Origin of the sequence: Uliginosibacterium sp. sgz301328 (assembly GCF_041807905.1) — a bacterium.
Classification (GTDB): Bacteria; Pseudomonadota; Gammaproteobacteria; order Burkholderiales; family Rhodocyclaceae; genus JBGVSA01.
Genome location: NZ_JBGVSA010000020.1, coordinates 32357 through 58674, shown reverse-complemented (window position 1 = coordinate 58674; position 26318 = coordinate 32357). Strand labels below are relative to the sequence as shown.

At 63.7% G+C, this 26318-nt stretch carries 25 protein-coding genes; 14 read left to right on the top strand and 11 right to left on the bottom strand.

Features of this window, described 5'->3' with window-relative positions:
* Positions 1–10: 10 nt before the first annotated feature.
* From ACDA63_RS15115 to ACDA63_RS15105, 3 genes are read left to right on the top strand one after another with little or no spacing between them, the layout of a single operon-like run.
* A complete protein-coding gene (locus ACDA63_RS15115) occupies positions 11–823 on the top strand; it encodes an ABC transporter permease (RefSeq protein ID WP_373664105.1) in 813 nt (270 codons plus the stop codon).
* Positions 813–2135, top strand: coding sequence for an ABC transporter ATP-binding protein (locus ACDA63_RS15110; protein WP_373664104.1), 1323 nt, complete (start codon positions 813–815; stop codon positions 2133–2135). Before ACDA63_RS15115 ends, ACDA63_RS15110 begins: the two co-directional genes overlap by 11 nt.
* A gap of 10 nt (positions 2136–2145) precedes the next feature.
* Positions 2146–5355 (top strand): glycoside hydrolase family 99-like domain-containing protein, encoded by a 3210-nt coding sequence (locus ACDA63_RS15105; protein WP_373664103.1) that lies wholly within the window; start codon positions 2146–2148, stop codon positions 5353–5355.
* Positions 5356–5383: 28 nt separating this feature from the next.
* Here the strand turns inward: ACDA63_RS15105 and ACDA63_RS15100 are convergent, their stop codons facing one another.
* The 5 genes from ACDA63_RS15100 to ACDA63_RS15080 all read right to left on the bottom strand — a co-directional run bounded on the left by ACDA63_RS15100 (position 5384) and on the right by ACDA63_RS15080 (position 9683).
* Complete coding sequence (locus ACDA63_RS15100) at positions 5384–6205, bottom strand: mechanosensitive ion channel family protein (protein ID WP_373664102.1); 822 nt, start codon at positions 6203–6205, stop codon at positions 5384–5386.
* A gap of 111 nt (positions 6206–6316) precedes the next feature.
* Complete coding sequence (locus tag ACDA63_RS15095) at positions 6317–6820, bottom strand: putative toxin-antitoxin system toxin component, PIN family (RefSeq protein WP_373664101.1); 504 nt, start codon at positions 6818–6820, stop codon at positions 6317–6319.
* Positions 6817–7617, bottom strand: coding sequence for an MOSC domain-containing protein (locus ACDA63_RS15090; protein WP_373664099.1), 801 nt, complete (start codon positions 7615–7617; stop codon positions 6817–6819). Before ACDA63_RS15090 ends, ACDA63_RS15095 begins: the two co-directional genes overlap by 4 nt.
* A 69-nt stretch (positions 7618–7686) precedes the next feature.
* Entirely contained in the window at positions 7687–8316 is a 630-nt protein-coding gene (locus tag ACDA63_RS15085) for a response regulator (RefSeq protein WP_373664098.1), read from the bottom strand.
* A 20-nt stretch (positions 8317–8336) separates the two neighbouring features.
* Entirely contained in the window at positions 8337–9683 is a 1347-nt protein-coding gene (locus ACDA63_RS15080) for a cache domain-containing protein (RefSeq protein WP_373664097.1), read from the bottom strand.
* Between the two features lie 174 nt (positions 9684–9857).
* On the opposite strand from ACDA63_RS15080, the gene ACDA63_RS15075 reads away from it, so the two are divergent.
* The 6 genes from ACDA63_RS15075 to ACDA63_RS15050 all read left to right on the top strand — a co-directional run bounded on the left by ACDA63_RS15075 (position 9858) and on the right by ACDA63_RS15050 (position 15844).
* Positions 9858–10682: an undecaprenyl-diphosphate phosphatase gene (locus ACDA63_RS15075; RefSeq protein WP_373664096.1), complete on the top strand. Its 825-nt coding sequence runs from the start codon at positions 9858–9860 to the stop codon at positions 10680–10682.
* A gap of 74 nt (positions 10683–10756) precedes the next feature.
* On the top strand, positions 10757–11338 hold the full coding sequence (locus ACDA63_RS15070) for a YqiA/YcfP family alpha/beta fold hydrolase (RefSeq protein ID WP_373664095.1): 582 nt from the start codon (positions 10757–10759) through the stop codon (positions 11336–11338).
* Positions 11335–12219 (top strand): EamA family transporter RarD, encoded by an 885-nt coding sequence (gene rarD / locus ACDA63_RS15065; protein ID WP_373664094.1) that lies wholly within the window; start codon positions 11335–11337, stop codon positions 12217–12219. The genes ACDA63_RS15070 and rarD overlap by 4 nt, the downstream gene beginning before the upstream one ends.
* A 70-nt stretch (positions 12220–12289) precedes the next feature.
* Positions 12290–14293: a ribonuclease catalytic domain-containing protein gene (locus ACDA63_RS15060; protein WP_373664093.1), complete on the top strand. Its 2004-nt coding sequence runs from the start codon at positions 12290–12292 to the stop codon at positions 14291–14293.
* Between the two features lies 1 nt (position 14294).
* Positions 14295–15224, top strand: a complete 930-nt coding sequence (locus tag ACDA63_RS15055; RefSeq protein WP_373664092.1) for an energy transducer TonB — start codon at positions 14295–14297, stop codon at positions 15222–15224.
* A 125-nt stretch (positions 15225–15349) separates the two neighbouring features.
* Positions 15350–15844: an N-acetyltransferase family protein gene (locus tag ACDA63_RS15050; RefSeq protein WP_373664091.1), complete on the top strand. Its 495-nt coding sequence runs from the start codon at positions 15350–15352 to the stop codon at positions 15842–15844.
* A gap of 4 nt (positions 15845–15848) precedes the next feature.
* On the opposite strand, the gene ACDA63_RS15045 is transcribed toward ACDA63_RS15050, so the two are convergent.
* Positions 15849–16754 carry an SMP-30/gluconolactonase/LRE family protein gene (locus ACDA63_RS15045; RefSeq protein WP_373664090.1) on the bottom strand — a complete coding sequence of 302 codons (906 nt, stop codon included), beginning with the start codon at positions 16752–16754 and terminating at the stop codon, positions 15849–15851.
* A 140-nt stretch (positions 16755–16894) separates the two neighbouring features.
* Here ACDA63_RS15045 and ACDA63_RS15040 point away from each other — a divergent pair, with 140 nt between their 5' ends.
* On the top strand, positions 16895–17317 hold the full coding sequence (locus ACDA63_RS15040) for a gamma-butyrobetaine hydroxylase-like domain-containing protein (RefSeq protein ID WP_373664089.1): 423 nt from the start codon (positions 16895–16897) through the stop codon (positions 17315–17317).
* 16 nt (positions 17318–17333) lie between these two features.
* Positions 17334–18068 carry a bifunctional demethylmenaquinone methyltransferase/2-methoxy-6-polyprenyl-1,4-benzoquinol methylase UbiE gene (gene ubiE / locus ACDA63_RS15035; protein WP_373664088.1) on the top strand — a complete coding sequence of 245 codons (735 nt, stop codon included), beginning with the start codon at positions 17334–17336 and terminating at the stop codon, positions 18066–18068.
* An 87-nt stretch (positions 18069–18155) separates the two neighbouring features.
* Here the strand turns inward: ubiE and ACDA63_RS15030 are convergent, their stop codons facing one another.
* Positions 18156–18674 (bottom strand): M23 family metallopeptidase, encoded by a 519-nt coding sequence (locus tag ACDA63_RS15030; protein ID WP_373664087.1) that lies wholly within the window; start codon positions 18672–18674, stop codon positions 18156–18158.
* A 93-nt stretch (positions 18675–18767) separates the two neighbouring features.
* On the opposite strand from ACDA63_RS15030, the gene ACDA63_RS15025 reads away from it, so the two are divergent.
* The 3 genes from ACDA63_RS15025 to ACDA63_RS15015 all read left to right on the top strand — a co-directional run bounded on the left by ACDA63_RS15025 (position 18768) and on the right by ACDA63_RS15015 (position 21801).
* On the top strand, positions 18768–19982 hold the full coding sequence (locus ACDA63_RS15025) for an MFS transporter (protein WP_373664086.1): 1215 nt from the start codon (positions 18768–18770) through the stop codon (positions 19980–19982).
* Positions 19983–20172: 190 nt separating this feature from the next.
* A complete protein-coding gene (locus tag ACDA63_RS15020) occupies positions 20173–21075 on the top strand; it encodes a Tim44 domain-containing protein (RefSeq protein ID WP_373664085.1) in 903 nt (300 codons plus the stop codon).
* Positions 21076–21210: 135 nt separating this feature from the next.
* Positions 21211–21801: an SCP2 domain-containing protein gene (locus ACDA63_RS15015; RefSeq protein WP_373664084.1), complete on the top strand. Its 591-nt coding sequence runs from the start codon at positions 21211–21213 to the stop codon at positions 21799–21801.
* Positions 21802–21915: 114 nt separating this feature from the next.
* Here ACDA63_RS15015 and ACDA63_RS15010 read toward each other — a convergent pair whose 3' ends face one another.
* The 4 genes from ACDA63_RS15010 to atpA form a co-directional block, all read right to left on the bottom strand.
* Positions 21916–22341 (bottom strand): F0F1 ATP synthase subunit epsilon, encoded by a 426-nt coding sequence (locus tag ACDA63_RS15010; protein WP_373664083.1) that lies wholly within the window; start codon positions 22339–22341, stop codon positions 21916–21918.
* A 59-nt stretch (positions 22342–22400) separates the two neighbouring features.
* Positions 22401–23825 (bottom strand): F0F1 ATP synthase subunit beta, encoded by a 1425-nt coding sequence (gene atpD / locus ACDA63_RS15005; RefSeq protein ID WP_373664082.1) that lies wholly within the window; start codon positions 23823–23825, stop codon positions 22401–22403.
* 65 nt (positions 23826–23890) lie between these two features.
* Positions 23891–24760 carry a F0F1 ATP synthase subunit gamma gene (gene atpG, locus ACDA63_RS15000; RefSeq protein WP_373664081.1) on the bottom strand — a complete coding sequence of 290 codons (870 nt, stop codon included), beginning with the start codon at positions 24758–24760 and terminating at the stop codon, positions 23891–23893.
* Positions 24761–24775: 15 nt separating this feature from the next.
* Positions 24776–26314, bottom strand: a complete 1539-nt coding sequence (gene atpA / locus ACDA63_RS14995) for a F0F1 ATP synthase subunit alpha (RefSeq protein ID WP_373664080.1) — start codon at positions 26312–26314, stop codon at positions 24776–24778.
* Positions 26315–26318: the final 4 nt, after the last annotated feature.

The following is a 26318-nucleotide window of genomic DNA, read 5'->3' as shown; positions in this document are numbered from 1 at the left end:
GGCGGCCACGATGTTGTCCGCCGGTCGAGAGCGCGTTCGCCAACGCCTCCAACGAGTTCCGCTGCTGTGGGCGCTCATACGGCGCGATGTCGAAGCCCGCTATCGAGGATCGTGGCTTGGGCTCGGTTGGTCCGTCTTCGCGCCGCTGACCATGCTCGCCATCTACACACTCGTCTTCACACGCATCATGCGCGCGCGTTGGGCGGGGCCGGCGGGCGACGATGCGCTGGGTTATCCGCTCATGGCCTATTCCGGCATGATCATTCATGCCTTCATCGCCGAAATCGTGTCGTCCGCGCCCATGGCGATCATTCGGCAAGGCAACTACGTCAAACGCGTCGTCTTTCCCCTGACGCTCTTGCCCGTCGTGACGGTCGGGTCCGCGAGCCTCGGGCTGATAGTCGGGCTGATACTGCTGGTCATCATGAGCGCCGGCGCCGGCAACGGACTGCATGCGACGATGCTGGCTCTGCCCCTCGCGCTGCTGCCGACGCTGCTGCTGGGGCTCGGGCTCGCATGGCTGTTGTCCGCGGTGGGCACATTCGTTCGCGACATTTCCCACATCACCGGCTTCGCCGTGACCGCGTTGTTCTTTGCCAGCCCGATCCTGTATCCGGCCGAGGCCGTCCCCGCTCCGCTTCAATCCGTACTACGCTTCAACCCGCTCGCCTGGGGCATTGAATCGGTGCGCTGCGTGGTAACGCGCGGCGTGCTACCCAACTCGCTCAATTGGTTCGCGCAGTTGGCCGTCTGCCTGCTGTTCGCCTGGGTTTCGCTGGGGGTCTACAGACGCGTGCAAGGGAGTTTTGCCGATGTGCTCTGAGGTGCTCGCGATCGAAGCACGACACATTGGCAAACGCTTCATTGCAAACCGTGGCCCGTGGCGTTCGTTCTGGCACGCACTTCGCGGAACGCATGGCGCAAGCGACGGCGGCTACCAGGCACTGCGCGACGTGACGTTTTCCGTCGCACGTGGCGAGACGGTCGGGTTCATCGGTCGCAATGGGGCCGGCAAGTCGACCCTGTTGCAGATTCTGTGCGGAACGCTGCGCCCCAGCAGCGGCACGATCCACGTCAATGGCAAAGTGGCCGCCTTGCTCGAGTTGGGCGCAGGCTTCAATCCGGACTTTACCGGCCGGGAGAACGTATTTCTCAACGCCAGCCTGCTTGGCCTGCCACGACGCCAGATCGCCGCCCGCCTGCCCGACATCCAAGCCTTTGCCGAGATCGGCGAGTTCTTCGACCAGCCGGTGCGCACGTACTCGAGCGGCATGTTCGTGCGCCTCGCATTCGCCGTGATGGCTCATGTCGACGCAGACATTCTCGTCATCGATGAGGCGCTTGCTGTCGGCGACGCGCACTTCACGCAGAAGTGCATGCGCTTCCTGCACAGTTTCCGCCAGCGTGGCACGCTGCTGTTCGTCAGTCACGACACACAAGCCGTGACCGGCCTTTGCGACAGGGCGATCTGGCTCGAAGACGGCGTCGTGCGTGAGGAGGGTTCCGCCAAAAGCGTGTGCGAAAGCTACCTCGCTACGCTGTTCGGTACAGAGCAACGCGCCGCGGCAAGTCCGTCCGCGGCCCCCGCCAAAGCACGCATTCTTCACGACCAGCGCCAGCCGTGGCTGAATCGGTCGCCGTTGCGCAACGACATCGAACTGTTTGCGTTCCAGGCCGAGGCCACCCGCTTTGGGCATGGCTCGGCGAGTATCGACAAGGTGGTTCTGCTCGACGAGGACGGTCGCGAATTGAGCTGGATGGTGGGCGGAGAGCCGGTTTCGGTCGAGATACACGCGACCTGCCACGCCACTTTGCAGGCCCCCATCGTCGGCTTCTACGTCAAGGACCGGCTTGGCCAGACGCTGTTCGGCGACAACACCTTTCTCACGTGCCGTCCGGGCCCTGCCCGACACGGCCAGCGACTCGTTGCGCGATTCTCGTTCCATCTGCCCTACCTGCCAGCGGGCGACTACTCGCTCGCCGCCGCCATCGGCGATGGCACGCAGGACGACCATGTCCAACACGACTGGGTACACGACGCCCTCTTCTTCAGATCCCACTCGACGTCGGTGTCGACCGGCCTCGTCGGGCTGCCGATGCAACGGATCAGCCTCGAAACCGCTTCACCCGAATAGATATCCTGCAATGACCTGCCGCTTCAACCCACTGGACCATCCCGTCATATTCGACACGCCCGCCCGTGTCAGCGAGCCCTACAACTGGATCGGCCACGTCCCGTTTGCCTTCGCGCTGACGTCTCTCACGCAGCCCCGGCTCATCGTTGAACTGGGCACGCATTCGGGCAATTCGTACCTCGCCTTCTGCCAGGCGGTGGCACGCCTACGGCTGGACACCCACTGCGTCGCCGTCGATACCTGGCAAGGCGACGACCATGCAGGCAAATACAGCGAAGACGTTTTCACGCGCCTCAAGAGCTACCACGACGTCCACTATGGGCACTTTTCGACCTTGCGACGGATGCTGTTCGATGACGCGGTGCACCTTGCCGAGGACAGCAGCATCGATCTTCTGCATATCGATGGCCTGCATAGTTACGAGGCGGTACGTCACGACTTTGTGACGTGGCTGCCCAAGATGAGCGAGCGCGGGCTGGTATTGCTGCATGACACGGCAATCGAAGATCCGGCATTTGGCGTAGGCAGGCTCGTGGACGAATTGTCGACGCGATACCCCACGCTGCGCTTTGCCCACTCCTGCGGACTCGGCGTTGTCTATGTCGGTACGGTCCCGATGAGTGCGGAGCTGGCTTCGCTCTTCGTCAACGAGGACAACAACGTTCTGCGAACCTTCGAGCATCTTGGGCAGGCCCTGGATGCCTGTGTCGCGGTATCCACCGGAGCGCCCGTCCATATCGGAGAGTTGCCGAGCGCCGTCGCGGCCATCACGCGCACCGTGGCAGCGATGGCCGATCACCGCGCCGAACTCGAGCGCGAAATCGCGGCAAGAAGCGCCTTGTGCGAACTGCGCCAGGAGCAAGCCGCGTCGCTCGAAGCGGAAATCGCGGTGCGCGACGGCATACAGATCGATCAGCAAAGCCAGATCGCCACTCTCCTTGGGCAGCATACCGAGCTGGAAAGGCACATAGCCGCACGCGATGCGCAGATTTCCGAGTTGGTCGCCTCGACGAGCTGGCGCATTACGCGTCCCTTGCGCGCCGCGCGCCGGGCATGGCGCGCCATCCCGCGAGCCGTTGTACGCGTGCTGCGCGGCACGTTCAATCTGCTGCCGCTGACACCGGATTTCCGGCGTCGCCTGCGCAACGCCATCCTGCGTCGCGCGAACGTTATCTTCGGGCGTCTTCCGGCTTATCAGGCATGGCGGGCTCGCGAGGTCGGGCCGGCCACGAGGCTGATTCCTCCGTGCGACGCACGCGTGGTGTCGTCCTCCACGGACCGGTACGGGCGCATGTACGCCAGCCTGTTTACACGAGCGGCGGGCGTCAAGGGCGTCGACCTCGAATACGTGCCGCTCGCCACGGACTCGCTGGCCAACGCCGAATTCGATCTCCGGCTGGTCGCTTTCTACCTTCCGCAGTTTCATCCGATTCCCGAGAACGACCAATGGTGGGGCCGCGGGTTCACCGAATGGACGAACGTCTCCAAGGCAGTGCCGCAGTTCGAAGGACACTATCAGCCGCACCTGCCTGCGGAACTGGGCTTTTACGACTTGCGCGTGATCGATGTGATGCGACGGCAGGTTGAACTCGCAAGGCAATACGGCGTCGGCGCGTTCTGTTTCCACTACTACTGGTTCGGCGGACGCCGGCTGCTCGAACGGCCGCTAGACCAGTACCTCGCCCATCCGGAACTCGACCTGCCCTTCTGCGTATGCTGGGCCAACGAGAACTGGTCACGTCGCTGGGACGGCTCCGAGAACGAACTGCTCATCTCTCAGGAGCACACCCCGGAATCGGACGAGCGCTTCATCGCGGACGTCTCGTCCATGTTCTCCGACGCACGATACCTGCGTGTCAACGGACGAGCCGTACTGATCGTCTACCGCATCTCGCTGCTGCCAGACCCGATGGCAACGACTACCCGCTGGCGCGAGCACTGCCGACAGAAGGGATTGGGCGAAATCTATCTCGTGGCCGCGCAATCGTTCGAAGTCAGCGATCCCCGCCCGTACGGATGCGACGCCGCCGTCGAATTCCCTCCCCATCAGGTTGCCGTCGGCACCATCAACGATCGCGTATCGCTGCTCAACGCCGGGTTCGACGGCAAGGTCTACGACTACCGCGATCTCGCCAAGGGCTATTGCGAAAAGCCCGAACCCGACTTCGTCCTGCACAAGACGGTTGTACCGAGCTGGGACAACGAGGCTCGCCGGCCGGGCCGCGGCCACTGCTTCCACCATGCCACGCCCGAGTCCTATGCCAAGTGGCTGTCCTTCGTGTGTCGGCGCACGGTCGAACGCGCACAGGGCGACGAACGACTCGTCTTCGTCAATGCCTGGAACGAATGGGCCGAAGGCGCACACCTCGAACCCGACCGCCGTTTTGGTTACGCCTATCTGCATGCGACGGCCAACGTCATGCGCGGGCACCTCGTCGCAAGTCCCGACGTGGATCGCATGCTGGCCGCCAGTCGCGACGCGTTCGTGCAGCGATCCGATATCGCCATGCTGGTGCACCTGTACTACGTCGATCTGCTCGATGACGTTGTCGATGCGATCGAGGCGAGCGGTGTGCGGGCGGATGTCTTCCTCAGTGTGCGGCCAGACGTGAGCATCGAAGAACTCACCCGCATCCGCGAACGGCTCCCGCACGCCTATATCGTGACCTTGCCCAATCGCGGGCGCGACATCTTGCCGATGTTGCACCTGTTGCCCGAGTTGCTCTCGCGTCGGTACGTGGCAGTCTGCAAGCTCCACGGCAAGAAATCGCTGCAACTGGCCAATGGCGCGCAATGGCGCAACGATCTTTACTCGGCGCTGCTCGACCCGTCCGTCGCCGCTCGCGTCACGGCCCGCTTCCGCTGTGACGACAGTCTTGGTCTGATGTGCCCGGCCTGGTCGCGCATTTCGCTCGCCGACCCCGACCGACATGTCCTCAACCACTGGTGGCTGTCGTCATTGCTGCCGCGCCTGGGCGAGAGCAATCGAATCGGGGCGTTCGACTTTGATTTTGTCGCCGGCTCGATGTTCTGGTTCCGGCCGCAAGCGCTCGCCCCGTTGCTGAGCCTGAACCTCAAGCCGGAGGATTTCGAGCTCGAACTCGGTCAGGTCGACGGTACGCTGGCGCATGCCGTCGAACGCTTGAGTGTCCTGGCCGTGGAAAAGGCCGGCTTTACTGCCGGCTCCACGGACGAGCGCCCCCTCGTCCGGGCGGCCTGACGCCCATCCGTGCAGCCGTCACCGCCGATCAGGACTTCTGCAACAACACCTGCCGCGGTGCCGGAATCGGCCAGCCCGCCTGGCCGCTGACTTCCATGATGGCGCGGTTGGTATCGAAGAAGACCTGCCAGTAGTTGTCGTTGCTGGTGTAGGGGCGCACGACCAGCTTGGTACCGGCCGGGTTGAATTCCAGTACGTCGATGTCCGGCGCCGGTTCGGCCAGCACATTCGGGATCTGGGCGACACGCGTCCGCAACAGGGCGATTGCCGCTGCCACATCGACGTCGTGCGCCAGTTGCGCATTGAGATCCACACGTCGGTAGGCGTTGGTGCTGTAGTTGACGATGTTGTCGGCAAACAGCTTGTTGTTGCCGATCACGGTGCGGACGTTGTCCGGTTGGTCGACGACGGTGGCGAACATACCGATCTCGCGCACCGTACCCGTCACGCCGGCGGCGGTGATGAAGTCTCCCACCTTCAACGGCCGCAACAGGATCAGGAATATCCCCGCCGCAAAATTGGCCAGCAGCCCCGACCACGCCATGCCGATGGCCACGCCGGCGGCGGCCAGTATGGCAGCGAACGAAGCCGTCTCGATGCCGAACAGGCTGAGAATGGCGATGACCAACAGAATGCGCAGCAGGATCGCCATGGCCGATTCGAGATACTCGGTCAGCGTGGCGTCGAGCCCGCGCATGCGCATGGTCCGTCCGAACAGGTGCCGGACGAAATTGATGACCCAACCACCTATGATCCACAGGACGATGGCGCCGATCAGGCGCGAGCCGAAGGGGACGAGATTGGCGAGGATCAGGTGATGAAAGTCGGTTGCCCAGGTGGTCGTATCCATGAACGGCTCCTAGAGATTGGAATGGGATATTCCAATGCCCTATCAAGATAGATCAGCCAGGCGCTTCTTGCCGCATGGGGGTCATTGCCGGGCGTACGGACGGGGCCCGGCTTAGGTCGTGGGCGCGACTGCCGCCTGCACGCGCTCAGGCGTGGCAATGAAGAAATGGTCGCGGTACGGCGCGCGGCGCGCCAGTCCCAACAGGAGCTTGTCGCGCGTCAGCAGTGCGTGGGCCCCGCCGTCGAGCGCCAGCGTGAGGAATTTCTGGTCATCGCGGTCTTTGCATTGCGGCAGACTCGCCGCCACCGCGATTTGCTCGTCGGTCTGGGCGGGCACGCATTCGGCACGCGAGGTATACGTATCCGCGATCTGCACCTGCTGCTCGGGCGCGATGCCGAATTGCGGGTAGGCCAGCACACGGCGCAGTTCGTCGAGGCATTCGGCGCGCGTCAGCAATGCCGCCTGCCGCGCTTCGAGCCACGCACGCAATCCGACGAGGCGCGGATCTTCGAAGTGCCACAAGGCCATGATGACGTTGGTATCGAGCACCACGCGCGGCGGCTGCGCCGCCATCAGGCGCGCGACAAGATCGCCGGTGCCAGCGGCCGGCGTCATTCGATGATCTCGACTGTCGCGCCCGCAGCAATGGAGCCCGTGTTCTCGGCGATGAGATTGACGCCGAACATGACGCCATCGTCGCTTCTGCGATGTTCGGTCAGCGCCCGCAGCGGCTGTTGATCGGCGGATTTCTCACCCGTCTCCGGGTCGACGGTCGTGAATACGCAGCGTGAGCAGCGCTTTGCCATGGTGAATTCGACTTCGCCGATGCGCAGCCGCTTCCAGCCATCTTCGGCAAACGCCTCGGCCCCGGTCACGAGCAGGTTGGGGCGGAAGCGCGTGAATGGCATCGCCCGCCCAACCCATTCGGACAGGGCGTCGACTGAGCTGGTGTTGATGAGCAGCAGCGGGAATCCGTCGGCGAACGACAAGGGCACATCAGGACGATTCCGCACGTGGCGCGCGCTCTGCTCGCCGACATCCATCAGGCGCACCGCGCGCCCCACGTACTCCGACAACCACGCATCGGCGGCAAGCGAACCTGTCCATGCGGTGAATTCGTCGCGCCACACCGAGGCGGACGCAGACTGCGCCAAGCTTGCCCGTTCGACGGCGAGCGAACTCATGCCGGGCGCGGAAAGATTCAGATGACCGTCGGCCACCCGCGCCTCGATGCGCACCACCTTCGGATCATTGCGGCCAGTGACCATGCGGTTGGCGAATTGATCGGTGGTCTCGGCGATCATCCAGCGGCGATCGAGCAGGATGCCCGAGCGCGTCACCTCGGCTGATGCGAGCGTTTCGCCGCGCGTGGATTTGACGGGATAGCGGTGAATCGATTGCAGCGTGATCATGGCCGGCGCAGGAAAGGCTCGCGACGCCGCCAGCGGGACGGCGCCATCAAAGTGGCGACAAGCGGTGGGTCAGAACCCGCTCCATTTGCGTTCGACTGCGAACTTTACCAGTGATGCCGGCCCTTCGAGATCAAGTTTGCGCTTGATGTTCAGGCGATGCGTCTCGACGGTGCGCACCGACAGCGACAGGCGCGCGGCGATTTCCTTGTTCGACAGGCCGTCGGCCAGCAGCGCAAGAATGTCGCGCTCGCGCTGCGTCAGATCGGGCGCCGGCGCCGCCGCCTGCGCCAGGGCATCGGCCACGCCAGGAGAGTAGTAGCGCCGCCCGACCATGACACTTTCGATGGCGGTGATGATTTCCTGCGCCGGGCTGTCCTTGAGCACGTAGCCGCGTGCGCCGGCGCGAAAAGCCTCGATCACGTATTGCGGTTGATCGTGCATGGTGAGCATCACCACGCGCGTCTGTGGCGATTGCGCGAGCAATTGCCGCGTCAGGTCGATGCCGTTGGCGCCGCGCATGTTGATATCCATGAGCACCAGATCGGGGCTGACGCGCGCCACGAGCGCCAGCGCCTCGGTGGCGTCGCCCGCCTCGCCGACGATCTCGAAGTGCGTCACGGTTTCGAGCCGCGCGCGCACCCCGTCACGAACCAGCGGGTGATCGTCGATGAGCAACAAGCGAATGCGTCCGGCGTTCATGATGAGGTCAATGTGGTAGATCAGGCGCGCAACGAAGCAGCAGGCAGCGTGGCGACGATGGTGGTCCCAGACGGGCCAGACTGCAAGCTGAAGAAACCCCCGAGCGTTTCGACACGCTCGCGCATGCTGGACAAGCCCAGTCCTTCACGCGTGGTCGCCGATACCCGGTCGACGTCGAAACCCTGTCCATTGTCGCTCACCGACAGCACCAGATTGCGATGCGCGCGCAGACTCACGTCGATGCGCGTAGCTCCGGCGTGGCGCTCGGCATTGGTCAGGGCTTCCTGCGTCACGCGAAACAGAGCGGTGGCGACGGCATCCGGAATGATCAGTGTTTCGGGCGCTTCAAGATGCGTCGCCACCCCCGTTCGCCGGGAAAACTCGTTGAGCACCTGCGACAGCGCCGGTACCAGCCCGAGGTCGTCGAGCATCGCGGGCCGCAGCCCGTGCGAAATACGGCGGATCTCGCGCAGCACGTCATTGACGCCGCTGACGCCGCGCTCCAGCGGGGCATCCGCACCACCGGCCTCGCTACGCAGCCGCGACAGCGCGGATTCGAGCATGAACTTCACCGACACCAGCCACTGACTCACGCCATCGTGCAATTCGCGCGCCACGCGGGCGCGCTCTTTTTCCTGTGAGGCCACCACCTGATGCGCCAGTGCGCGCATCTTGGCTTCGGCGTCGCGGCGCTCCGTGAGGTTCACCGCGTAGCCAGCGGTCGCAACCATCAGCGTTGCAAAGACGGCAATCACAACGATGATGGTCATGGTGCGCCGAATGGCACGGGTCGCTTCCTCGTCGATGCGTTTGCGTGCGTCTTCCAGGTCATTCATGTAGATGCCGGTACCCAGCACCCAATTCCATTCGGGCACGGTCACGACGTAGCCCAGCTTGCGCTCCTGCCGCTTCATGGTCGGGCGCGGCCAGAGGTATTCGACGAAACCGCCTCCGTGTGACGCCGCCGTGATGAGGTTCTGGATCACCGGCACACCGTTGGCGTCGTGCATGTTCCACAGATTCTGCCCCACGAGTTCCGGCTGGCGCGGATGCATGAGGTTGCGCCCTTTGCTGTCGTAGACGAAGTAATAGCCGTCCTCGCCAAATTCCATGCGGGCCAATGTAGCCAGCGCCTCACGGGCGGCCGCCTCGTCGCCCCGCTTGCGCATCGGTTCGATCGCCAGCAACGCCAGGCTGACGTAGTGGGTGAGCTCGGCCTTGCGCGCCGACAGCAGGACGGGTTCGACCACGCGTGCCTCGGCTTCGGCCAGTGATTCTGCCTGGATGCGCACGACGGCCGCGATGGCGGTGATTGCCAGCAACAGCGGCAGAATGGCAAACAAGGCGAACTTGAAACGCAGATGCATCGCAGGACCAATGAACGTCAACGCCGTACATGGTGCAGGGCGCGGGCCTCGGCGTGAAGTGCTGTCGGCCCGCATGCGCGCGGGCAAAGACTGACGCCGTCAGACGGAGCCGTCACGGAGCGATGGCATAATCGGGCGTTCCCCCCGACAACAACCCGCCCAAAAAAGACATCCATGGACATCATCCTGCTGTTGAAAGCGGCCATTCTCGGTCTGGTCGAAGGCTTCACCGAGTTCCTTCCCATTTCTTCAACCGGCCACCTCATTCTTGCCGGTGCCCTGCTCAACTTCAACGATGACCGCGGCAAGCTGTTCGAGATCGTCATCCAGGCTGGCGCGATCATCGCGGTGATCTGGGAATACCGCGCGCGGCTCGGCCGCGTGTTTGCCGGTGCCTTTTCCGACCGCGCTTCGCAACGATTGATCACGAACGTCGCCATCGCATTCGTGCCGGCGGCAGCGCTGGGCTTTCTGTTCAGCCATGCCATCAAGGAGCATCTCTTCAATGCCCCGGTGGTCGCCACGGCGTTCATCGTCGGCGCCCTGATCATCTTCTGGGCTGAACGGCGCCAGCACACAGTCCGCGTACAGACCGTCGACGACATGACCCCGCTGGATGCGTTCAAGGTTGGTTGCGCCCAGGTCTTCGCGCTGATTCCCGGCACGTCGCGCTCCGGCTCGACCATCATCGGCGGCCTGCTGTTCGGCCTGTCGCGCAAGGCCGCGACGGAGTTTTCGTTCTTCCTTGCAATCCCGACACTGATCCTCGCCTCGCTGTATTCGCTCTACAAGGATCGCGCATTGCTGTCGATGAGCGATCTGGACATGTGGATCGTCGGGCTGGTGACGGCATTCGTCTCGGCCTTCATCTGCGTGCGCTGGCTGCTGCGCTACATCTCGTCGCATGACTTCACGATCTTTGCCTGGTATCGCATCGCCTTCGGCCTGATCGTGCTGGTAACGTGGCAATTCGATCTGGTCCAGTGGGTCGATCACTGAGCGGATCGCCCAAGAAACACCGCAGTCCCCGGGGCGCGTGGCGCCCCTTTTCGTCAATACGCCGTGATTCCAACATGCTGATCTACCTTCATGGATTCCGCTCTGGTCCGCAGTCGCACAAATCGCAATCGCTGCGGGCACACATGGCTGCGCAGGGTCTGGCCGATGCTTTCTGGGGCGAGCAGCTCGCGCTGGTTCCCCGGGATGCCATCGCTCAGGTCTCGCGCGTGATCGAAGCCTGCGCTGTCGCACCGACGCTGGTCGGCAGTTCGCTGGGCGGTCACTACGCCACCGCACTGGCCGAGCGCTACGGTCTGAAAGCCGTGCTGGTCAATCCGAGCGTCATATCGCATGTCACGCTGGAGCCTTTCCTTGGCCGCCAGACGATGATCTATACCGGCGAGGAGTTCGACGTGCGCCGCGAGCACCTCGACCAGATGCGCGAACTCGACGTGGAACGCCTTGCCGACCCCGCGCGTTACTGGCTGATGGTCGAACAGGGCGATGAACTGCTCGACTACCGACTGGCCGTGCAGCGCTACACCGGCGCGCGGCAGACCGTGCTGGAAGGCGGCGATCACAGTTTCACCCGCTGGGACGAATATCTGGACGACATCCTGCGCTTTGCCGGCCTGCTGCCAGAGGCGCGACCATGAACCAGACCATCGACCGTCGCGGCGTCATCAGCGCGCTGATCGCCTTCACCATCTGGGGCCTGTCGCCGTTGTTCTTCAAGGCGATGATGCATTTCGGCGCATTCGAGGTCGTCGCCCACCGTGTGCTGTGGTCGGCTTTACTGCTGGCGCCGTGGATCTGGTTCCGCCAGGGCCTGGGCGAAGCCGCACGCGTGCTGCGCGAACCGCGTCTGCTGGCCTTGTTGTGCCTGACGGCGCTGCTGGCGACCGCGAACTGGCTGGTTTACGTGTGGGCAGTGATGACTGGCCACGCAGTCGATGCGAGCCTCGGTTACTTCATCAACCCGCTGCTCAACGTGGCACTCGGCGCGATCTTCCTGCATGAACGCCTGCGCACCGCACAGAAAGTCGCCGTCGCACTGGCGGCGATCGGCGTCGTCTGGCGGATCGTCTCGTTGGGTTCGCTGCCTTGGGTGGCGCTCACGCTGGCGATTACGTTTGCGTTCTACGGTCTGTTGCGCAAGCGCGCACCGATCGACGCCACCAATGGCCTGTTCATCGAAACGCTGATTGCGCTGCCGGTGGCGCTGGTATTTCTCGGTTGGCTGGCGAGTACTGGTGCCTTGGTCGCCGCCCAGGTATCGCCAGCATGGTGGCCGATGCTGCCACTGGCGGGGCTCATCACGGCCGTGCCGCTGGCCCTGTTCTCAGAGGGTGCGCGACGGTTGCCGCTGTCGGTGCTGGGGCTGCTGCAATACGCCTCGCCGACGCTGGTATTCCTCATTGCCGTGCTGGTGTTTCGTGAGCCGTTTGGCGCGTCGCAACTGATGAGCTTTGCCTTCATCTGGGCAGGACTGGCGCTGTTTACCTGGGACATTCGGCGTAGCCGGCCGCCGGTATAATGGCCGGCTCTCCCCGCGCCGACGCTCGCCCGCCGGCGCGCCATGCACTGATAACGAAAGTTTCTCCCACATGAATGTGTTGTTCGAAGAGGACGGGTCGTTCAAGACCGGCACCGTCCTCGCAGACAATGACAGCTCTCTGCAGGTCGAAACGGCGACCGGCAAGCGCGTCAAGTTGAAGTCCACCGCCGTGCTGCTGCGCTTTACCGCACCGGCCGCGGGGGAACTGTTGCCGCGTGCCGAGGCAGAAGCCGCCGGCCTGGAAACCGAATTCCTGTGGGAAATGTGCAGCGATGACGAATTTGCCTTCGCTGACTTTGCAGCCGATTACTACGGCCACGCGCCAAGCGCGGTCGAAGCCACCGCCATCCTGGTCGGCCTGTTCGGCTCACCGGTCCATTTTCACCGCAAGGGGCGCGGACGCTTCCGCAAGGCGCCTGCGGACATTCTGAAGGCCGCGCTGGCTGGGCAAGAGAAAAAACGCCTTCAGCAAGAGGCCGTCGATCGCATGAAGACGGAACTCGTCGCGGGCCAGTTGCCGGCCGAATTCGTCGCCATCGTGCCGCAGCTTCTCTACAAACCCGACCGCAACCGGCTCGAAGCCAAGGCGCTGGAGGCCGCATGTGCCGAAAGCGGCCGGACGCCCGCCAGGCTGCTGCTCGAGGCCGGCGCCATCAAATCGAGCTACGACTATCTGTACGGACGCTTTCTGTTCGAGCAGTTCCCGGACGGAACCGACTTCCCGCCCGTCGATCTGCCCGCTCCGCCCGAAGACCTGCCGCTCGCAGACGTACAGGCATTTTCCATCGACGACGCCACCACGACCGAAATCGACGATGCGTTGTCGATCACGCCGCGTGCGGAAGGCGGCTGGCGGATCGGCATCCATATCGCGGCGCCGGCGCTGGGCATTGCGCGCGGCACACCGCTCGACGCCATTGCACGCCAACGTCTGTCGACGGTCTACATGCCCGGCAACAAGCTGACGATGCTGCCGGACGCCGTGGTCGACACCTTCACACTGGGCGAAGGCCAGGCGCGCCCGGCGCTGTCGATGTACGTCGACGTCAATCGCGACTACACCACGGGCTCGATCGAATCGCGCGTGGAGCGCGTGCCGGTGGTCGCCAACCTGCGCCACCACGACATCGAGCCGATGTTCAACGAGAACACCATCGGCGAAGAAGGCCCCGACTATCCCTGGAAGCGCGAGCTGACCCTGTTGTGGGAGTTCGCCTGCGTGCTCGAAGCCGGCCGTGGCAAACCGTCGGCCAATCAGAACACGCACGATTACAACTTCTACGTCGATTGGGACGTGCAGACGCAGGACGGTCCCGGCAGCGTTCGCATCGAGCGCCGCAAGCGCGGTTCGCCACTGGACAAGCTGGTGAGCGAACTGATGATCCTGGCCAACAGCACCTGGGGCAAGCAGCTCAGCGAGGCGGGCTACCCGGCCATCTACCGCGCGCAGGCGCAGGGCCGGGTGCGCATGACCACGTCTGCGGCGCCGCATGAAGGGCTCGGCGTGGATTGCTACGCGTGGTCCACCAGCCCATTGCGCCGCTACGTCGACCTGGCCAACCAGTGGCAGCTCATCGCCTGGGCGCGGGGCGAGCCGGCGCCATTCCCCAAGGGCTCGGTCGATCTGGCTGCCGCCATGAACGACTTCGACCTGACCTATACCGCCTACGCCGACTTCCAGCGCGGAATGGAGCGCTACTGGTGCCTGCGCTGGCTGCGTCAGCAGGGTGTGAAGGAGGTCTCGGCCCGCGTGGTGCGCGAGAACATCGTGCGCCTGGAGGACGTACCGTACATCTTCAAGGTGCACTCATTGTCGAACGTGCATCCGGGCACGCGCGTGCAATTGTCGATCGAGTCGTACGACATGATGGCTGCGGAGCTGCGATGCAAGTTCGTCGCCATCCTGCCGCCCTTGGACAGTGCCGAGCCCGGCGAAGAAATCGACGAGGCGGATCTGGTACTGCCGCCGGAGCCGACCGAGGCTGCAACGCAGACCGACCAGCCGGAGCCCGCCGGGACGAGCGGCGAAGAAGCGTCGGCCGCCGCATCGTAAAATGCCCGCCATGTCCGCCGCCCTGCCCCCCTCCGCCACCGGCACGATCAAGCCAGTCCGCCATTGGTGGGTGCTGCACGCGCTGGGCATCGGCGCAGTGGCTTCGGCGGTCATCCATATCGCGCTGGGCGCACTGCACTTCAAGGTCCCCGAGATCACCCTGAACCGCCAGCAGGACCGGGGGCTGGAAATCGTGCTGGTCAACGCCAAGCACGCCGAGGCGCCCAAAGAGGCTCAGGCGCTGGCGCAGGCCAATCTGAGCGGTGGCGGAACGGTCGACCAGAAAGTACGGACGACCTCGCCACTGCCGCCCGAGAACACCGATCGCGCGGGCGACGCGCTGGTCGAGGCACGTCGGCGCCAGCAGCAGCTCGAAACCCTGCAGAAGCAATTGATGACGCAGGCCAAGGGTAAGGCCGCGGTGCCGGCGGCTCCCGAAACGCCCGCCGCACCGCAACCAGACACCGCGCAGCCCCCCACGCCGGACGTCAATGGTATCGATTTCAAGGAGCAGGCTCGCGCCATTGCCCGGCAGGAAGCGATCGTCGATCGCCTGCAACAGGCCTACGCGCAACGGCCGCGCAAGACGTTCATCGGCGCGCGCACGCAGGAATACCGATTCGCGCAGTACATCGAAGAATGGCGCACGCGTATTCAGCGCATCGGTACGCTGAACTATCCGGTCGGCAAGAACGGCAACCGCCTGTACGGCAATCTGCTGGTGACGGTCGAAATCAAATCCGACGGCACCGTGCAGAACGCGATGGTCACTCGCAGCTCGGGCAAGAAAGAACTCGATGAGAGCGCGCTGCGCATCATCCAGCTCGCCTCGCCCTTCGCCGCCTTCCCGCCCGATATCCGCAAGGACACCGACATCCTCGTCATCAGCCGCACGTGGTCGTTCGCGCGCGACACGCTGGCGACGGAGTAGCGCCTCATGCGCCCGATCGTGCTGGTGTGCTGCGCAGTGTTGGCAGCCTGTGCGGCACCCTAGATCAGCCGACGGACCGCCATCCCAGACACGCCTGCAGCCGTATCCGAGAAGAACGAAACACCATGATCAGCATCCGCCCCTACCAGGAATCCGATTGGCCCGCACTGTGGCCGATGCTGCAGGCGACTTTCGCCGCTGGCGACACTTACACTTTCGCCCCAGACAGCACGGCAGACGAAATCCACAAGGCGTGGATCGAACTGCCCCGCTCGACATTCGTCGCATGCGATGGCGACGGCACGTTGCTCGGCACCTACTACATCAAGCCGAACCAGGCGGCCCTGGGCGACCACGTCTGCAATTGTGGATACGTTGTATCGAGCGCAGCGCGAGGGCGTGGCATTGCGCCGCAGATGTGCGAGCACTCGCAGACGCAGGCGGTATTGATGGGCTTTCGCGCGATGCAGTTCAACTTCGTCGTGGCAACCAACGAGGTGGCCGTGAAGCTGTGGAAAAAGATGGGCTTCGAGATTGTCGGGCGCCTGCCCGGCGCCTACCGGCACCAGCGCCTCGGCTACGTCGACGCGCTGGTGATGTTCAAGACGCTGGTGGAGTGAACCCTCAGCCGGCGAACTCGGCGTCGGCCAATCCGCGCACGCCCGGCGTGAGCAGCAATGTACGGCCAGCCTCTGCATCGTCCGGGTTGTCGCGGAACGCCGTGGTCACCAGCAGCGAGCCCAGATCGGCACCACCGAAACATGGCATGGTCGGCGTATTGATCGGCAGGTGCACGGTGCGGTCGAGCTTGCCGGCTGGCGTGAAGCGCAACAGCGCGCCACCATCCATGGCGCTGATCCAGTAGCAGCCATCGGCGTCCACCGACGCGCCGTCCGGGCGTCCGATGTGCTGATTCATGTCCACGAACAGACGGCGCTTGCTCGGCGTGCCGCTGTCGATGTCGTAATCGAAGGCCCAGATCAGACGCACGTTTGCGCCGGTGTCGGAACAATACATGGTGCGACCGTCTGGGCTGAAGGCGATCCCGTTGGCCACGTACAGGCCGTCGATGCCGGAACGGTGCACCTGGCCGTCGGGGTCGACGCGCAGCAGTTCCCCCGCAGGCTGGCGCTGTGCAGCCGTGTGCAAGGTGCTGGTCCAGAAGCGGCCCTGGCGATCGCAACGACCATCGTTGTAGCGCATCGGCGAAACGGGCAGAGAGTACCGCGCGAAGGGCGTGGTGGTCAGGTGGCCGTCATCGCCCAGATCAACCTTGAAAATGGCGGTCTCGCACGCGGCGATGAGGGCCTTCGGCGCGGCTCGCAGGGCGATGCAGCCGAAGCTCTCGGGCGTGGCCCAGCTTTGCAGCGCGCCGTCCGACGGCGCATAGCGATGAAGCATGCGGCCCGGAATATCCACCCAATAGAAGCACTGCTCGCGCACCGACCAGACGGGACTTTCGCCTGTCTTGCAGCGCAATTGCGGCAGGATGACGGCGGAAGCGGGAACGGTGATGTCTTGCGAGCTCATGGGTAGTCTCCTTGTCGTGTGGCGGCCGGGGGCGTGGCGCACCCGCAAGGATACTCGCAACCCGCGCCGCCACTCCGGCATCTGCGCGGGCCCATCCGGGGCGCGGTATCATCACGCCTTGTTCTGATTCATACCCCACCATGCCCGGCCTGACGCCCGATACGCCCCTGCCGACCGACATCACACTGCATCAGCGTTCGCGCGTGCTCGAACTGCGCTTCGAGGATGGCGTGCAGGCGCGCCTGCCGTTTGAATTCCTGCGCGTGTACTCGCCGTCCGCTGAAGTACGTGGCCACGGCGTCGGTCAGGAGGTGCTGCAGACAGGCAAGCGCGAGGTAGCGGTCATCGGTATCGAGCCGGTGGGCAACTATGCCGTCAGGCTGACCTTCTCGGACGGCCACGAATCGGGCATTTATTCGTGGGACTACCTGCATCTGCTCGCACGCCAGCATGAGGCGCTATGGGCCGAATACCTGCGCCGGCTCGAAGAGGCCGGTGGCAGCCGCGAGCCTGGCGCCGCGCCCATCGCCGGACACACACATCACCGCGGCTGCAAACACTGAGAGCCTGGAACATACCATGAACGACAAGACCCACTTCGGCTTCGAAACCGTCGATGAGAAGGACAAGGCCCGCCGCGTGGCTGGCGTGTTTTCGTCGGTGGCAACCAAGTACGACATCATGAATGACCTCATGTCCGGCGGCATGCACCGGTTGTGGAAGGCATTCACGATCCAGATCGCCAACGTAAAGCGCGGCGAGAAGGTGCTGGATGTGGCGGGCGGCACGGCGGACCTTTCGCTCGCGTTCGCAAAACGCGTCGGCGACACCGGCCAGGTTTGGCTCACTGACATCAACCACGCCATGTTGTCGGTCGGGCGCGATCGCGTCGTCGACAAAGGCCATCTGCTGCCGGTAGCGCAATGCGATGCCGAAAAGCTGCCGTTCCCGGACGACTATTTCGATCTCGTCACGGTGGCGTTCGGCCTGCGCAACATGACGCACAAGGACGCAGCACTGGCCGAGATGCGCCGCGTACTCAGACCGGGCGGCCGTCTGCTTGTGCTGGAGTTCTCACGCATCTGGAAGCCGCTCGCATCCGCCTACGATCTGTATTCGTTCAAGGTGCTGCCCTGGCTGGGCCAGAAGGTCGCCAACGATTCGGCAAGCTACCAGTACCTCGCCGAATCGATCCGCATGCATCCCGACCAGGAAACACTGCGGCAGATGATGGATACCGTCGGTTTCGAACGCACCGAGTACTTCAATCTCGCAGCGGGCGCGGTGGCGCTGCATCGCGGCTACAAGCTGTAATCCTGCCTCATCGGCGGTTCCGCGCCGCCACCGGCGCGGAACGCGCCAACGCCCGCTGCGCACATCCAGTACGGATCCGGCGCCGCGCTATCGCCCGACGAAGAACGGCCACGGGTTCACCGCGCCGCTTTTGGTGTAAATCCCGTAATGAAGATGGCACGGGGTACCTTTGGCGTTGCCGGTGTCGCCGACGTAACCGATCACGCGCCCCGCTTCTATCCAGTCTCCCCGCTTGACATCCGCATAGGCCGCAAGGTGCGCGTAGTAGTGCCAGTAGCCACCGGGGCCGAGGACGACAATGATGTTGCCCCCAAGTCGGTTCTCGCCCACGCGCAGGACCAGACCACGCGTGGCTGCCAACACCGGGGTGCCGCACTTGGCGAATATGTCGCTGCCTTCATGTCTGCGCCCGCCCGAACGCGGGCCGCCCCAGGTATCGGCAATCTGCCTTGCACGCACGCCCTGGACCGGCACGGGCAAAGGCACCGGCATATCGGCGCGCAGCAAGTGGACGACGTCGATGGTATGGCGAAGGTAGGGCCACACCGACCAGCCGAGCGCGATGACCATGACCAGAAGGATGAAGCGCGTGAGGGTAAGTCGCATGGAGTGATCCATTCTCGTATGCTGCCGCAGGGCGCGGGCCATCCTACAATGGCGGTCCTGCGCCTTCCCCAACGCTCCTCAAGGCCCCCCAACATGAATAACAATCGCCTGCCCACGTATTGGGTCATCACACTGCTGGCCGCGGCCACGCTGATGGTGACCATGGGCGCCCGCCAATCGACCGGGTTGTTCGTCTCTCCTCTCAACACGGCAACCGGCCTTGGCATTGCCAGCATCAGCTTCGCGCTCGCCATCGGCCAGTTCGTATGGGGCGCGATCCAGCCCATTGCCGGCGCGGTGGCCGACCGCTACGGGCCGGGACGGGTGATCGCAGCGGGCATTGTGCTGTTGGCACTGGGCAGCGCGCTGACGCCGTTCATGAGCAGCACTTTCGGGCTGACGATGACACTCGGTGTGCTATCGGCCGCTGGCGCTGGCGCCGGCAGTTTTTCGGTGCTCATCGGCGCGGTGGCGCAGCGCATTCCGCCGGAGCGTCGCGGCATGGCCTCGGGCGTGATCAACGCTGGCGGCTCTTTCGGTCAATTCGTCTTCGCTCCAGTGCTGCAAAAACTGATCCAGGGCATCGGCTGGATGGGCGCCTTGTGGTCGCTGGCGGTGGTGTCGCTGGTGGCGCTGCCAATGGCGCGCTCGCTGCGCCGGCCGGCGGACTTCCATGCGACACAGGTCGCACACGAAGGCCCCGGGCTGGGGGCGACGGTGCGCAGTGCATTGGGCGACCGCAGCTATTTGCTGTTGCACGCCGGCTTCTTTACCTGCGGGTTTCATATCGCGTTCCTGGTGACTCACCTGCCGGGCGAAGTCCAACTGTGTGGACTTCCTGCAGGCGTGGCCAGTTGGTCGCTGGCGATCATTGGTTTGGCCAACGTTGTGGGGAGCCTCGCCGCCGGATGGTGGGTACAGCGCTTTCGCAGCAAGTACGTGCTGTTCTGGATGTATGGATCGCGTTCGTTGTTGATCCTCGCGTACCTGGCGGCGCCGCGGACCGCGATGACGTTCTATCTGTTTGCTGCGGGGCTCGGCTTTACATGGCTTGCCACAGTGCCGCCGACGGCGTCGGTAGTGGGCAAACTGTTCGGCCACCGTTACTTGGGCACCTTGTTCGGTCTCACTCTGCTGAGCCACCAGACCGGGGGCTTTCTGGGCGCCTGGCTGGGTGGTCTCGCCTTCACACGACTGGGCAATTATCAGGTGATGTGGTGGATCGACATCGGTCTGGCCGCGATTGCGGCGCTGTGCAATCTGCCGATTCGCGAAGCACGCATGGCCCCGCGCCCGGCGACGGCCTGAACGGCCATAAGATGGCCGATTCGTTTGTTGCCGAATAATCAAACGGATACGGAGTGTAGTTGATGGATTTTTTTGCGTGGGACCTTGAACCCATTCGTACAAACATCATCTAATTTGGTCGCGACCCAATTTGGTGGTCCGCGCCAGAGGCCCGATCGGCCTCGCAAAAAAGAACGTGGAGAGAAATGCAATGTGGAAGCGCCTGATGTTGTCGTTGATGCTGGTGGCAGGCTCCGCCACCGTCATGGTTGATTTCGCCGAGGCCAGGCGCATTGGCGGCGGTCGCTCGTTCGGCATGCAGAGGTCGACCACCCCGCCTGCACGCCAGGCCACCCCGCCGAGCGCAGCACCGCAACAGGCCACGCCGGCAGCGCGTCCCGCCACCGCACAAGCGCAACCACCGGCGCAAAGTGGCTGGCGCCGTTTTGCCGGCCCGCTCGCCGGTCTCGCGGCGGGTATTGGGCTGGCGGCATTGCTGTCGCATTTCGGCATCGGTGCTGAGTTCGCCGGCATCATCCTGGCCGTGCTGGCTGCCGTCGTGGTGTTCGCACTGATCCGGCGCCTCATGGGCGGTTCGCGTCAGGCTCAGCCGGCCTATGCCGGTGCGGGCAGCCGCAACAGCGCCAACGCGTTCGAGCGCAGCCAGTATGGCGCCGAAGCTCAGCCGGCACGGTTCGAGACTTTCCAGCAGCAGGGTGGCGCGTCTGTGGATGATCGCTTCCCGGCGGGTTTCGACGCTGAAGGCTTCGCTCGTCAAGCCAAAGTGAACTTTATTCGGCTGCAGGCTGCCAATGACAACTGCAACCTTGAGGATATCCGCGAATTCACCTCGCCCGAGATGTTCGCCGAGATCAAGCTGGCCATCGATGAACGTGGCTGCACGGTGCAGAAAACCGACGTGGTGGTGCTCAACGCCGAGGTGCTGGAAGTCGCCGAAGAGAACCGTCGCTATATTGCCAGCGTGCGCTACCACGGAATGGTGCGGGAGGAGTCCGGCGCCTCGCCCGAGGCTTTCGATGAAATCTGGCACCTGACCAAGCCGGTCGAAGGCAATGGCGGTTGGGTACTCTCGGGTATCCAGCAAGCGGCCTGAAGCAGACCCCCGCTTCTGATGAGCAACGCCCCGCTGATGCGGGGCGTTTTCTTTTGGGGGCGGCACAACGCTCGACGTAGCTTGTCGCGTCGATCAGACTAGCGGCCTGATACGGTTACTTCACGAGGCACACATATGTTCGGCAGCGCGTTCATCATCGGCGGACTCAATCGCATGATCGAACGAGAGACGTGGGCGCGCGACGCGCTCCGCGAACATGCGGATGAAACCGGACTGCTCGGACTCGGGCCGATCAGGCTTCGTTTCCGGGTGACCGACACGGCATTGCTGGAGGTCGATCACAATGCGGGCGATCCGACAGTCTCTATTGAAGTACCAGCGTCGGCCCTTGCACATGCCTTCGATGGGCCCGATGCGCTCGCTCGGCATGCGCGCGTCAGCGGCGATGCACGTCTCGCCGAGACGATCGCTCTATTGCTCAAGCACCTGCGACCGGACGTCGGTGCCCTGCTCAGTCCAATCACGGGCGATATCGTCGCCAACCGCGTCGAGCGCGCCCTGGCAGGCGCCGCCAGTACAGCGCAGGACACGGCTCGCAATCTGGGGGCGAATCTCTATGAGTACGTGTCGGAAGAGGCCGGACTGGTCGTCAAACGCGGCGAACTGGAATCGCTGCAGGACGATATGGCTCGGGCGCGCGACGATCTGGCCCGGCTGGAGAAGCGCATCGAGCGGCTGGCTGGCGGCCGGGCAGACAAGTTTTAGTGGCTACTCCAGCGTGCCCGGAGCGCGCGCGCGAACAAACAAAAAGGGCGCCCATCGGAGCGCCCTTCTCTTTTGTGCCTGGCCATTTTTCTTGCAGGGATGGCCGGCGCGTACTCAGTGCCCGCGCTTCTTGAGGCGTTCGATGGTTGCCAGTTGGCCCACCGCTTCGCTCAGTTCGGCTTGCGCCTTGGCGTAGTCGATCTGCTCGCTCTTGGCCGCCAATGCTTCTTCGGCGCGACGCTTGTGTTCCAGCGCCTTGGCTTCGTCCAGGTCGGTACCGCGGATCGCGGTGTCGGCCAGCACGGTCACCAGGTTCGGCTGCACTTCGAGCAGGCCCCCGGCGACGAAGATCACTTCCTCGGCTTCCTGATGCGGCAGCTTGATGCGGACCGCGCCCGGTTTGATGCGCGTGAGCAGCGGCGTGTGGCCGGGCAGGATGCCCAGGTCGCCCGCTTCGCCCGGCAAGGAGACGATTTCGGCCAGCCCGGAGAAGACCTGCTCTTCCGCGCTGACGACGTCTACATGTACGGTCATTGCCATGTGTGTTCCCTCCGTGTCCGCGCCCCGCCCCGGCTAACCGTGCGAGGCGCGTACCGTCATCACTGCAGCGTCTTGGCCTTTTCGACGGCTTCTTCGATGCCGCCAACCATGTAGAACGCCTGTTCCGGCAGATGGTCGTAATCGCCCGCGACGATCGCCTTGAAGCCGGCGATGGTGTCCTTGAGCGTCACGTACTTGCCCGGCGAACCGGTGAACACTTCGGCCACGTGGAAGGGCTGCGACAGGAAGCGCTGGATCTTGCGAGCCCGCGCCACGGCCAGCTTGTCTTCCGGCGACAGTTCGTCCATGCCCAGAATCGCGATGATGTCACGCAGTTCCTTGTAGCGCTGCAGCGTGGCCTGCACCGAGCGGGCGACGTTGTAGTGCTCTTCACCCACGACCAGCGGATCGAGCTGGCGGCTGGTGGAGTCGAGCGGATCCACGGCCGGGTAGATACCCAGCGCGGCGATGTCACGCGACAGCACGACGGTGGAGTCCAGGTGCAGGAAGGTCGTGGCCGGAGACGGGTCGGTCAAGTCATCCGCGGGAACATACACGGCCTGGATCGAGGTGATCGAACCGACCTTGGTCGAGGTGATGCGCTCCTGCAGCTTGCCCATTTCTTCAGCCAGCGTCGGCTGATAGCCCACGGCCGAAGGCATACGGCCCAGCAGTGCGGACACTTCGGTACCGGCCAGGGTGTAGCGGTAGATGTTATCCACGAAGAACAGGATGTCGCGGCCTTCATCGCGGAACTTCTCGGCCATTGTCAGGCCGGTCAGTGCCACGCGCAGACGGTTGCCCGGGGGCTCGTTCATCTGACCGAACACCATGGCCACCTTCGACTCGCCCAGGTTGTCCAGCTTGATGACGCCGGCTTCTGCCATTTCGTGGTAGAAGTCGTTGCCTTCGCGAGTACGCTCACCCACGCCGGCGAACACTGACAGACCCGAGTGCTGCTTGGCGATGTTATTGATCAGCTCAAGCATGTTCACGGTCTTGCCCACGCCAGCGCCGCCGAACAGACCCACCTTGCCACCCTTTGCGAACGGGCAGATCAGGTCGATAACCTTGATGCCGGTTTCGAGCAGTTCCACAGAAGGCGACAGTTCGTCGAACTTCGGGGCTTCCTGGTGAATGCCACGTTTTTCTTCGCATTCGATCGGACCGACTTCGTCGATCGGGCGACCGAGAACGTCCATGATGCGGCCCAGCGTGCCATGGCCGACCGGCACGGAGATGGCAGCACCCGAGGCATTGACCTTCATGCCGCGACGCACGCCGTCGGAGGAGCCCATGGCGATGGTACGGACGATGCCGTCACCAAGCTGCTGCTGAACTTCGAAGGTCAGACCCTTCTCGACCAGCGCGTTTTCTTCCGAAGCGTCCAGGTGCAGCGCTTCGTAAACCTTGGGCATGGCGTCGCGCGGAAACTGGATGTCCACCACGGCGCCGATGCATTGAACAACGGATCCTTGACTCATAGTCATATCCCCAAATATAGAAAGCCTAGTGGCGACAGCCGGACCAGCCGGCTGCGCGCAAATACTCACACCGCGGCGGCGCCGCCGACGATTTCCGAAATTTCCTTGGTAATCGCGGCCTGGCGGGTCTTGTTGTAGACCAGCTGCAATTCCTTGATGACGTTGCCGGCGTTATCGGACGCCGACTTCATCGCGACCATGCGCGCGCTCTGCTCGGACGCCATGTTCTCGACCAGCGCCTGGTACACGATCGCCTCGAGGTAGCGCAGCAGCAGATCGTCGATGACCTGTTGCGGCTCCGGCTCATAGAGGTAATCCCAGTCGCCTTCGGGCGCGCCGATGCGATCACCTGACAACGGCAGCAACTGCTCGACCACCGGCTCCTGCTTCATCGTGTTGATGAAGCGCGTGTAGGCGATGTAGACCGCGTCCACCTTGCCTTCGCGGTAGGCGTCGATCATGGTCTTGACCGGCCCAATCAGCTTTTCGAGGTGCGGTGTGTCGCCGAGCTGCGTCACCTGCGACACGATGCGCGCGCCCATGCGTTGCATGAAGCCCAGGCCCTTGTTGCCGATGGCGGTCACCGGGATGCGTTGCACGCCACCCGCCTGCCAGTCGCGCATGGCATTGGTCGCCATACGCAGCACGTTGGTGTTCAGGCCACCACACAAGCCCTTGTCGGTGGTCACCAGGATCAGCCCGATGTTCTCGAACTTGTCGCGGTGAACCAGGAACGGATGCTTGTAATCGCTGATGCTCGCTTGCGACAGGTTCGCTGCCAGGCGGCGGATCTTTTCAGCATAGGGACGGGCGGCACGCATCCGGTCCTGCGCCTTGCGCATTTTGGACGCGGCCACCATTTCCATGGCCTTGGTGATCTTGCGGGTGTTCTGGACACTCTTGATCTTGGTACGGATTTCTTTTCCGCTAGCCATGTGTCAGCCCCCCGCTCAGTGCCAGGTCTTCTTGAACTCTTCGATAGCGGCGACGAGCTGCTTTTCGCTGTCCGCGTCGAGGTCCTTGGAAGACTCGATCTTCTCGATCAGGGCGGCGTACTTGGCCTGGACGAACTGCTGCAGGCCGGCTTCGAAAGCCAGTGCGCGCTTGACTTCGATATCGTCGAAGTAGCCCTTGCCTGCGGCATACAGCGTGATCGCCATGTTGGCCACCGACAGCGGCGAGTACTGCGCCTGCTTCATCAGCTCGGTCACCATGCGGCCGCGTTCGAGTTGCTTGCGGGTCGCTTCGTCGAGGTCGGAGGCGAACTGCGAGAACGCAGCCAGTTCGCGATACTGGGCCAGTGCCAGACGCACACCGCCGCCGAGCTTCTTGATGACCTTGGTCTGGGCAGCACCGCCCACGCGCGACACCGAGATACCGGCGTTGATGGCAGGACGGATACCAGCGTTGAACAGGTCGGATTCCAGGAAGATCTGGCCGTCGGTGATCGAGATCACGTTGGTCGGCACGAAAGCGGACACGTCACCAGCTTGCGTTTCGATGACGGGCAGCGCCGTCAGCGAACCGGTCTTGCCCTTCACTTCACCGTTGGTGAAGCGCTCGACGTACTCTTCATTCACACGCGCAGCGCGCTCGAGCAGACGGGAGTGCAGGTAGAACACGTCGCCCGGATAGGCTTCGCGACCCGGCGGACGACGCAGCAGCAGCGAGATCTGACGATAGGCCCAGGCTTGCTTGGTCAAGTCGTCATAAATGGCCAGTGCGTCTTGGCCGCGATCGCGGAAATACTCGCCCATCGTGCAACCGGCATACGGTGCGATGAACTGCATCGCGGCCGCTTCGGATGCGGAAGCCGCCACGACGATGGTGTAAGCCATTGCGCCATGCTCTTCGAGCTTGCGCACTACGTTGGCGATGGTCGAAGCCTTCTGGCCGATCGCCACGTAGATACAGATCATGTTCTGGCCCTTTTGGTTGATGATGGCATCAACCGCAACAGCCGTCTTACCAGTCTGGCGGTCACCGATGATCAGCTCGCGCTGACCACGGCCAACCGGGACCATGGAGTCGATCGACTTCAGACCGGTCTGCACCGGCTGCGAAACCGACTTACGCCAGATCACGCCCGGAGCGACCTTTTCGATCTTGTCGGTCGCCTTGGCGTTGATCGGGCCCTTGCCGTCGATCGGCTGGCCCAGCGCGTTGACCACGCGGCCAATCAGTTCGGGGCCGACCGGCACTTCCAGAATGCGGCCCGTGCACTTGACGACGTCGCCTTCGGAAATGTGTTCGTATTCACCCAGCACCACGGCGCCGACGGAGTCGCGCTCGAGGTTCAGCGCCAGGCCGAACGTGTTGCCGGCGAATTCCAGCATTTCGCCCTGCATGACGTCGGTCAGGCCGTGAATGCGCACGATGCCGTCGGTCACCGACACCACCGTACCTTCATTGCGCGCCGTGGCCGCCAGTTGCAGGTTCTGAATGCGACTCTTGATGAGATCGCTGATTTCAGAGGGGTTCAATTGCATGAGG

Coding starts and splice junctions, on each gene's coding strand:
- ACDA63_RS15030 (WP_373664087.1), bottom strand. CDS start 18,674: ATGCGACTTACCCTCACGCGCTTCATCCTTCTGGTCATGGTCATCGCG.
- ACDA63_RS15050 (WP_373664091.1), top strand. CDS start 15,350: ATGATCAGCATCCGCCCCTACCAGGAATCCGATTGGCCCGCACTGTGG.
- ACDA63_RS15100 (WP_373664102.1), bottom strand. CDS start 6,205: ATGGATACGACCACCTGGGCAACCGACTTTCATCACCTGATCCTCGCC.
- rarD (WP_373664094.1), top strand. CDS start 11,335: ATGAACCAGACCATCGACCGTCGCGGCGTCATCAGCGCGCTGATCGCC.
- ACDA63_RS15020 (WP_373664085.1), top strand. CDS start 20,173: ATGTGGAAGCGCCTGATGTTGTCGTTGATGCTGGTGGCAGGCTCCGCC.
- atpG (WP_373664081.1), bottom strand. CDS start 24,760: ATGGCTAGCGGAAAAGAAATCCGTACCAAGATCAAGAGTGTCCAGAAC.
- atpD (WP_373664082.1), bottom strand. CDS start 23,825: ATGAGTCAAGGATCCGTTGTTCAATGCATCGGCGCCGTGGTGGACATC.
- ACDA63_RS15105 (WP_373664103.1), top strand. CDS start 2,146: ATGACCTGCCGCTTCAACCCACTGGACCATCCCGTCATATTCGACACG.
- ACDA63_RS15110 (WP_373664104.1), top strand. CDS start 813: ATGTGCTCTGAGGTGCTCGCGATCGAAGCACGACACATTGGCAAACGC.
- ACDA63_RS15115 (WP_373664105.1), top strand. CDS start 11: ATGTTGTCCGCCGGTCGAGAGCGCGTTCGCCAACGCCTCCAACGAGTT.
- ubiE (WP_373664088.1), top strand. CDS start 17,334: ATGAACGACAAGACCCACTTCGGCTTCGAAACCGTCGATGAGAAGGAC.
- ACDA63_RS15015 (WP_373664084.1), top strand. CDS start 21,211: ATGTTCGGCAGCGCGTTCATCATCGGCGGACTCAATCGCATGATCGAA.
- ACDA63_RS15010 (WP_373664083.1), bottom strand. CDS start 22,341: ATGGCAATGACCGTACATGTAGACGTCGTCAGCGCGGAAGAGCAGGTC.
- ACDA63_RS15055 (WP_373664092.1), top strand. CDS start 14,295: ATGCCCGCCATGTCCGCCGCCCTGCCCCCCTCCGCCACCGGCACGATC.
- ACDA63_RS15040 (WP_373664089.1), top strand. CDS start 16,895: ATGCCCGGCCTGACGCCCGATACGCCCCTGCCGACCGACATCACACTG.
- ACDA63_RS15095 (WP_373664101.1), bottom strand. CDS start 6,820: ATGACGCCGGCCGCTGGCACCGGCGATCTTGTCGCGCGCCTGATGGCG.
- ACDA63_RS15060 (WP_373664093.1), top strand. CDS start 12,290: ATGAATGTGTTGTTCGAAGAGGACGGGTCGTTCAAGACCGGCACCGTC.
- atpA (WP_373664080.1), bottom strand. CDS start 26,314: ATGCAATTGAACCCCTCTGAAATCAGCGATCTCATCAAGAGTCGCATT.
- ACDA63_RS15080 (WP_373664097.1), bottom strand. CDS start 9,683: ATGCATCTGCGTTTCAAGTTCGCCTTGTTTGCCATTCTGCCGCTGTTG.
- ACDA63_RS15085 (WP_373664098.1), bottom strand. CDS start 8,316: ATGAACGCCGGACGCATTCGCTTGTTGCTCATCGACGATCACCCGCTG.
- ACDA63_RS15025 (WP_373664086.1), top strand. CDS start 18,768: ATGAATAACAATCGCCTGCCCACGTATTGGGTCATCACACTGCTGGCC.
- ACDA63_RS15045 (WP_373664090.1), bottom strand. CDS start 16,754: ATGAGCTCGCAAGACATCACCGTTCCCGCTTCCGCCGTCATCCTGCCG.
- ACDA63_RS15075 (WP_373664096.1), top strand. CDS start 9,858: ATGGACATCATCCTGCTGTTGAAAGCGGCCATTCTCGGTCTGGTCGAA.
- ACDA63_RS15090 (WP_373664099.1), bottom strand. CDS start 7,617: ATGATCACGCTGCAATCGATTCACCGCTATCCCGTCAAATCCACGCGC.
- ACDA63_RS15070 (WP_373664095.1), top strand. CDS start 10,757: ATGCTGATCTACCTTCATGGATTCCGCTCTGGTCCGCAGTCGCACAAA.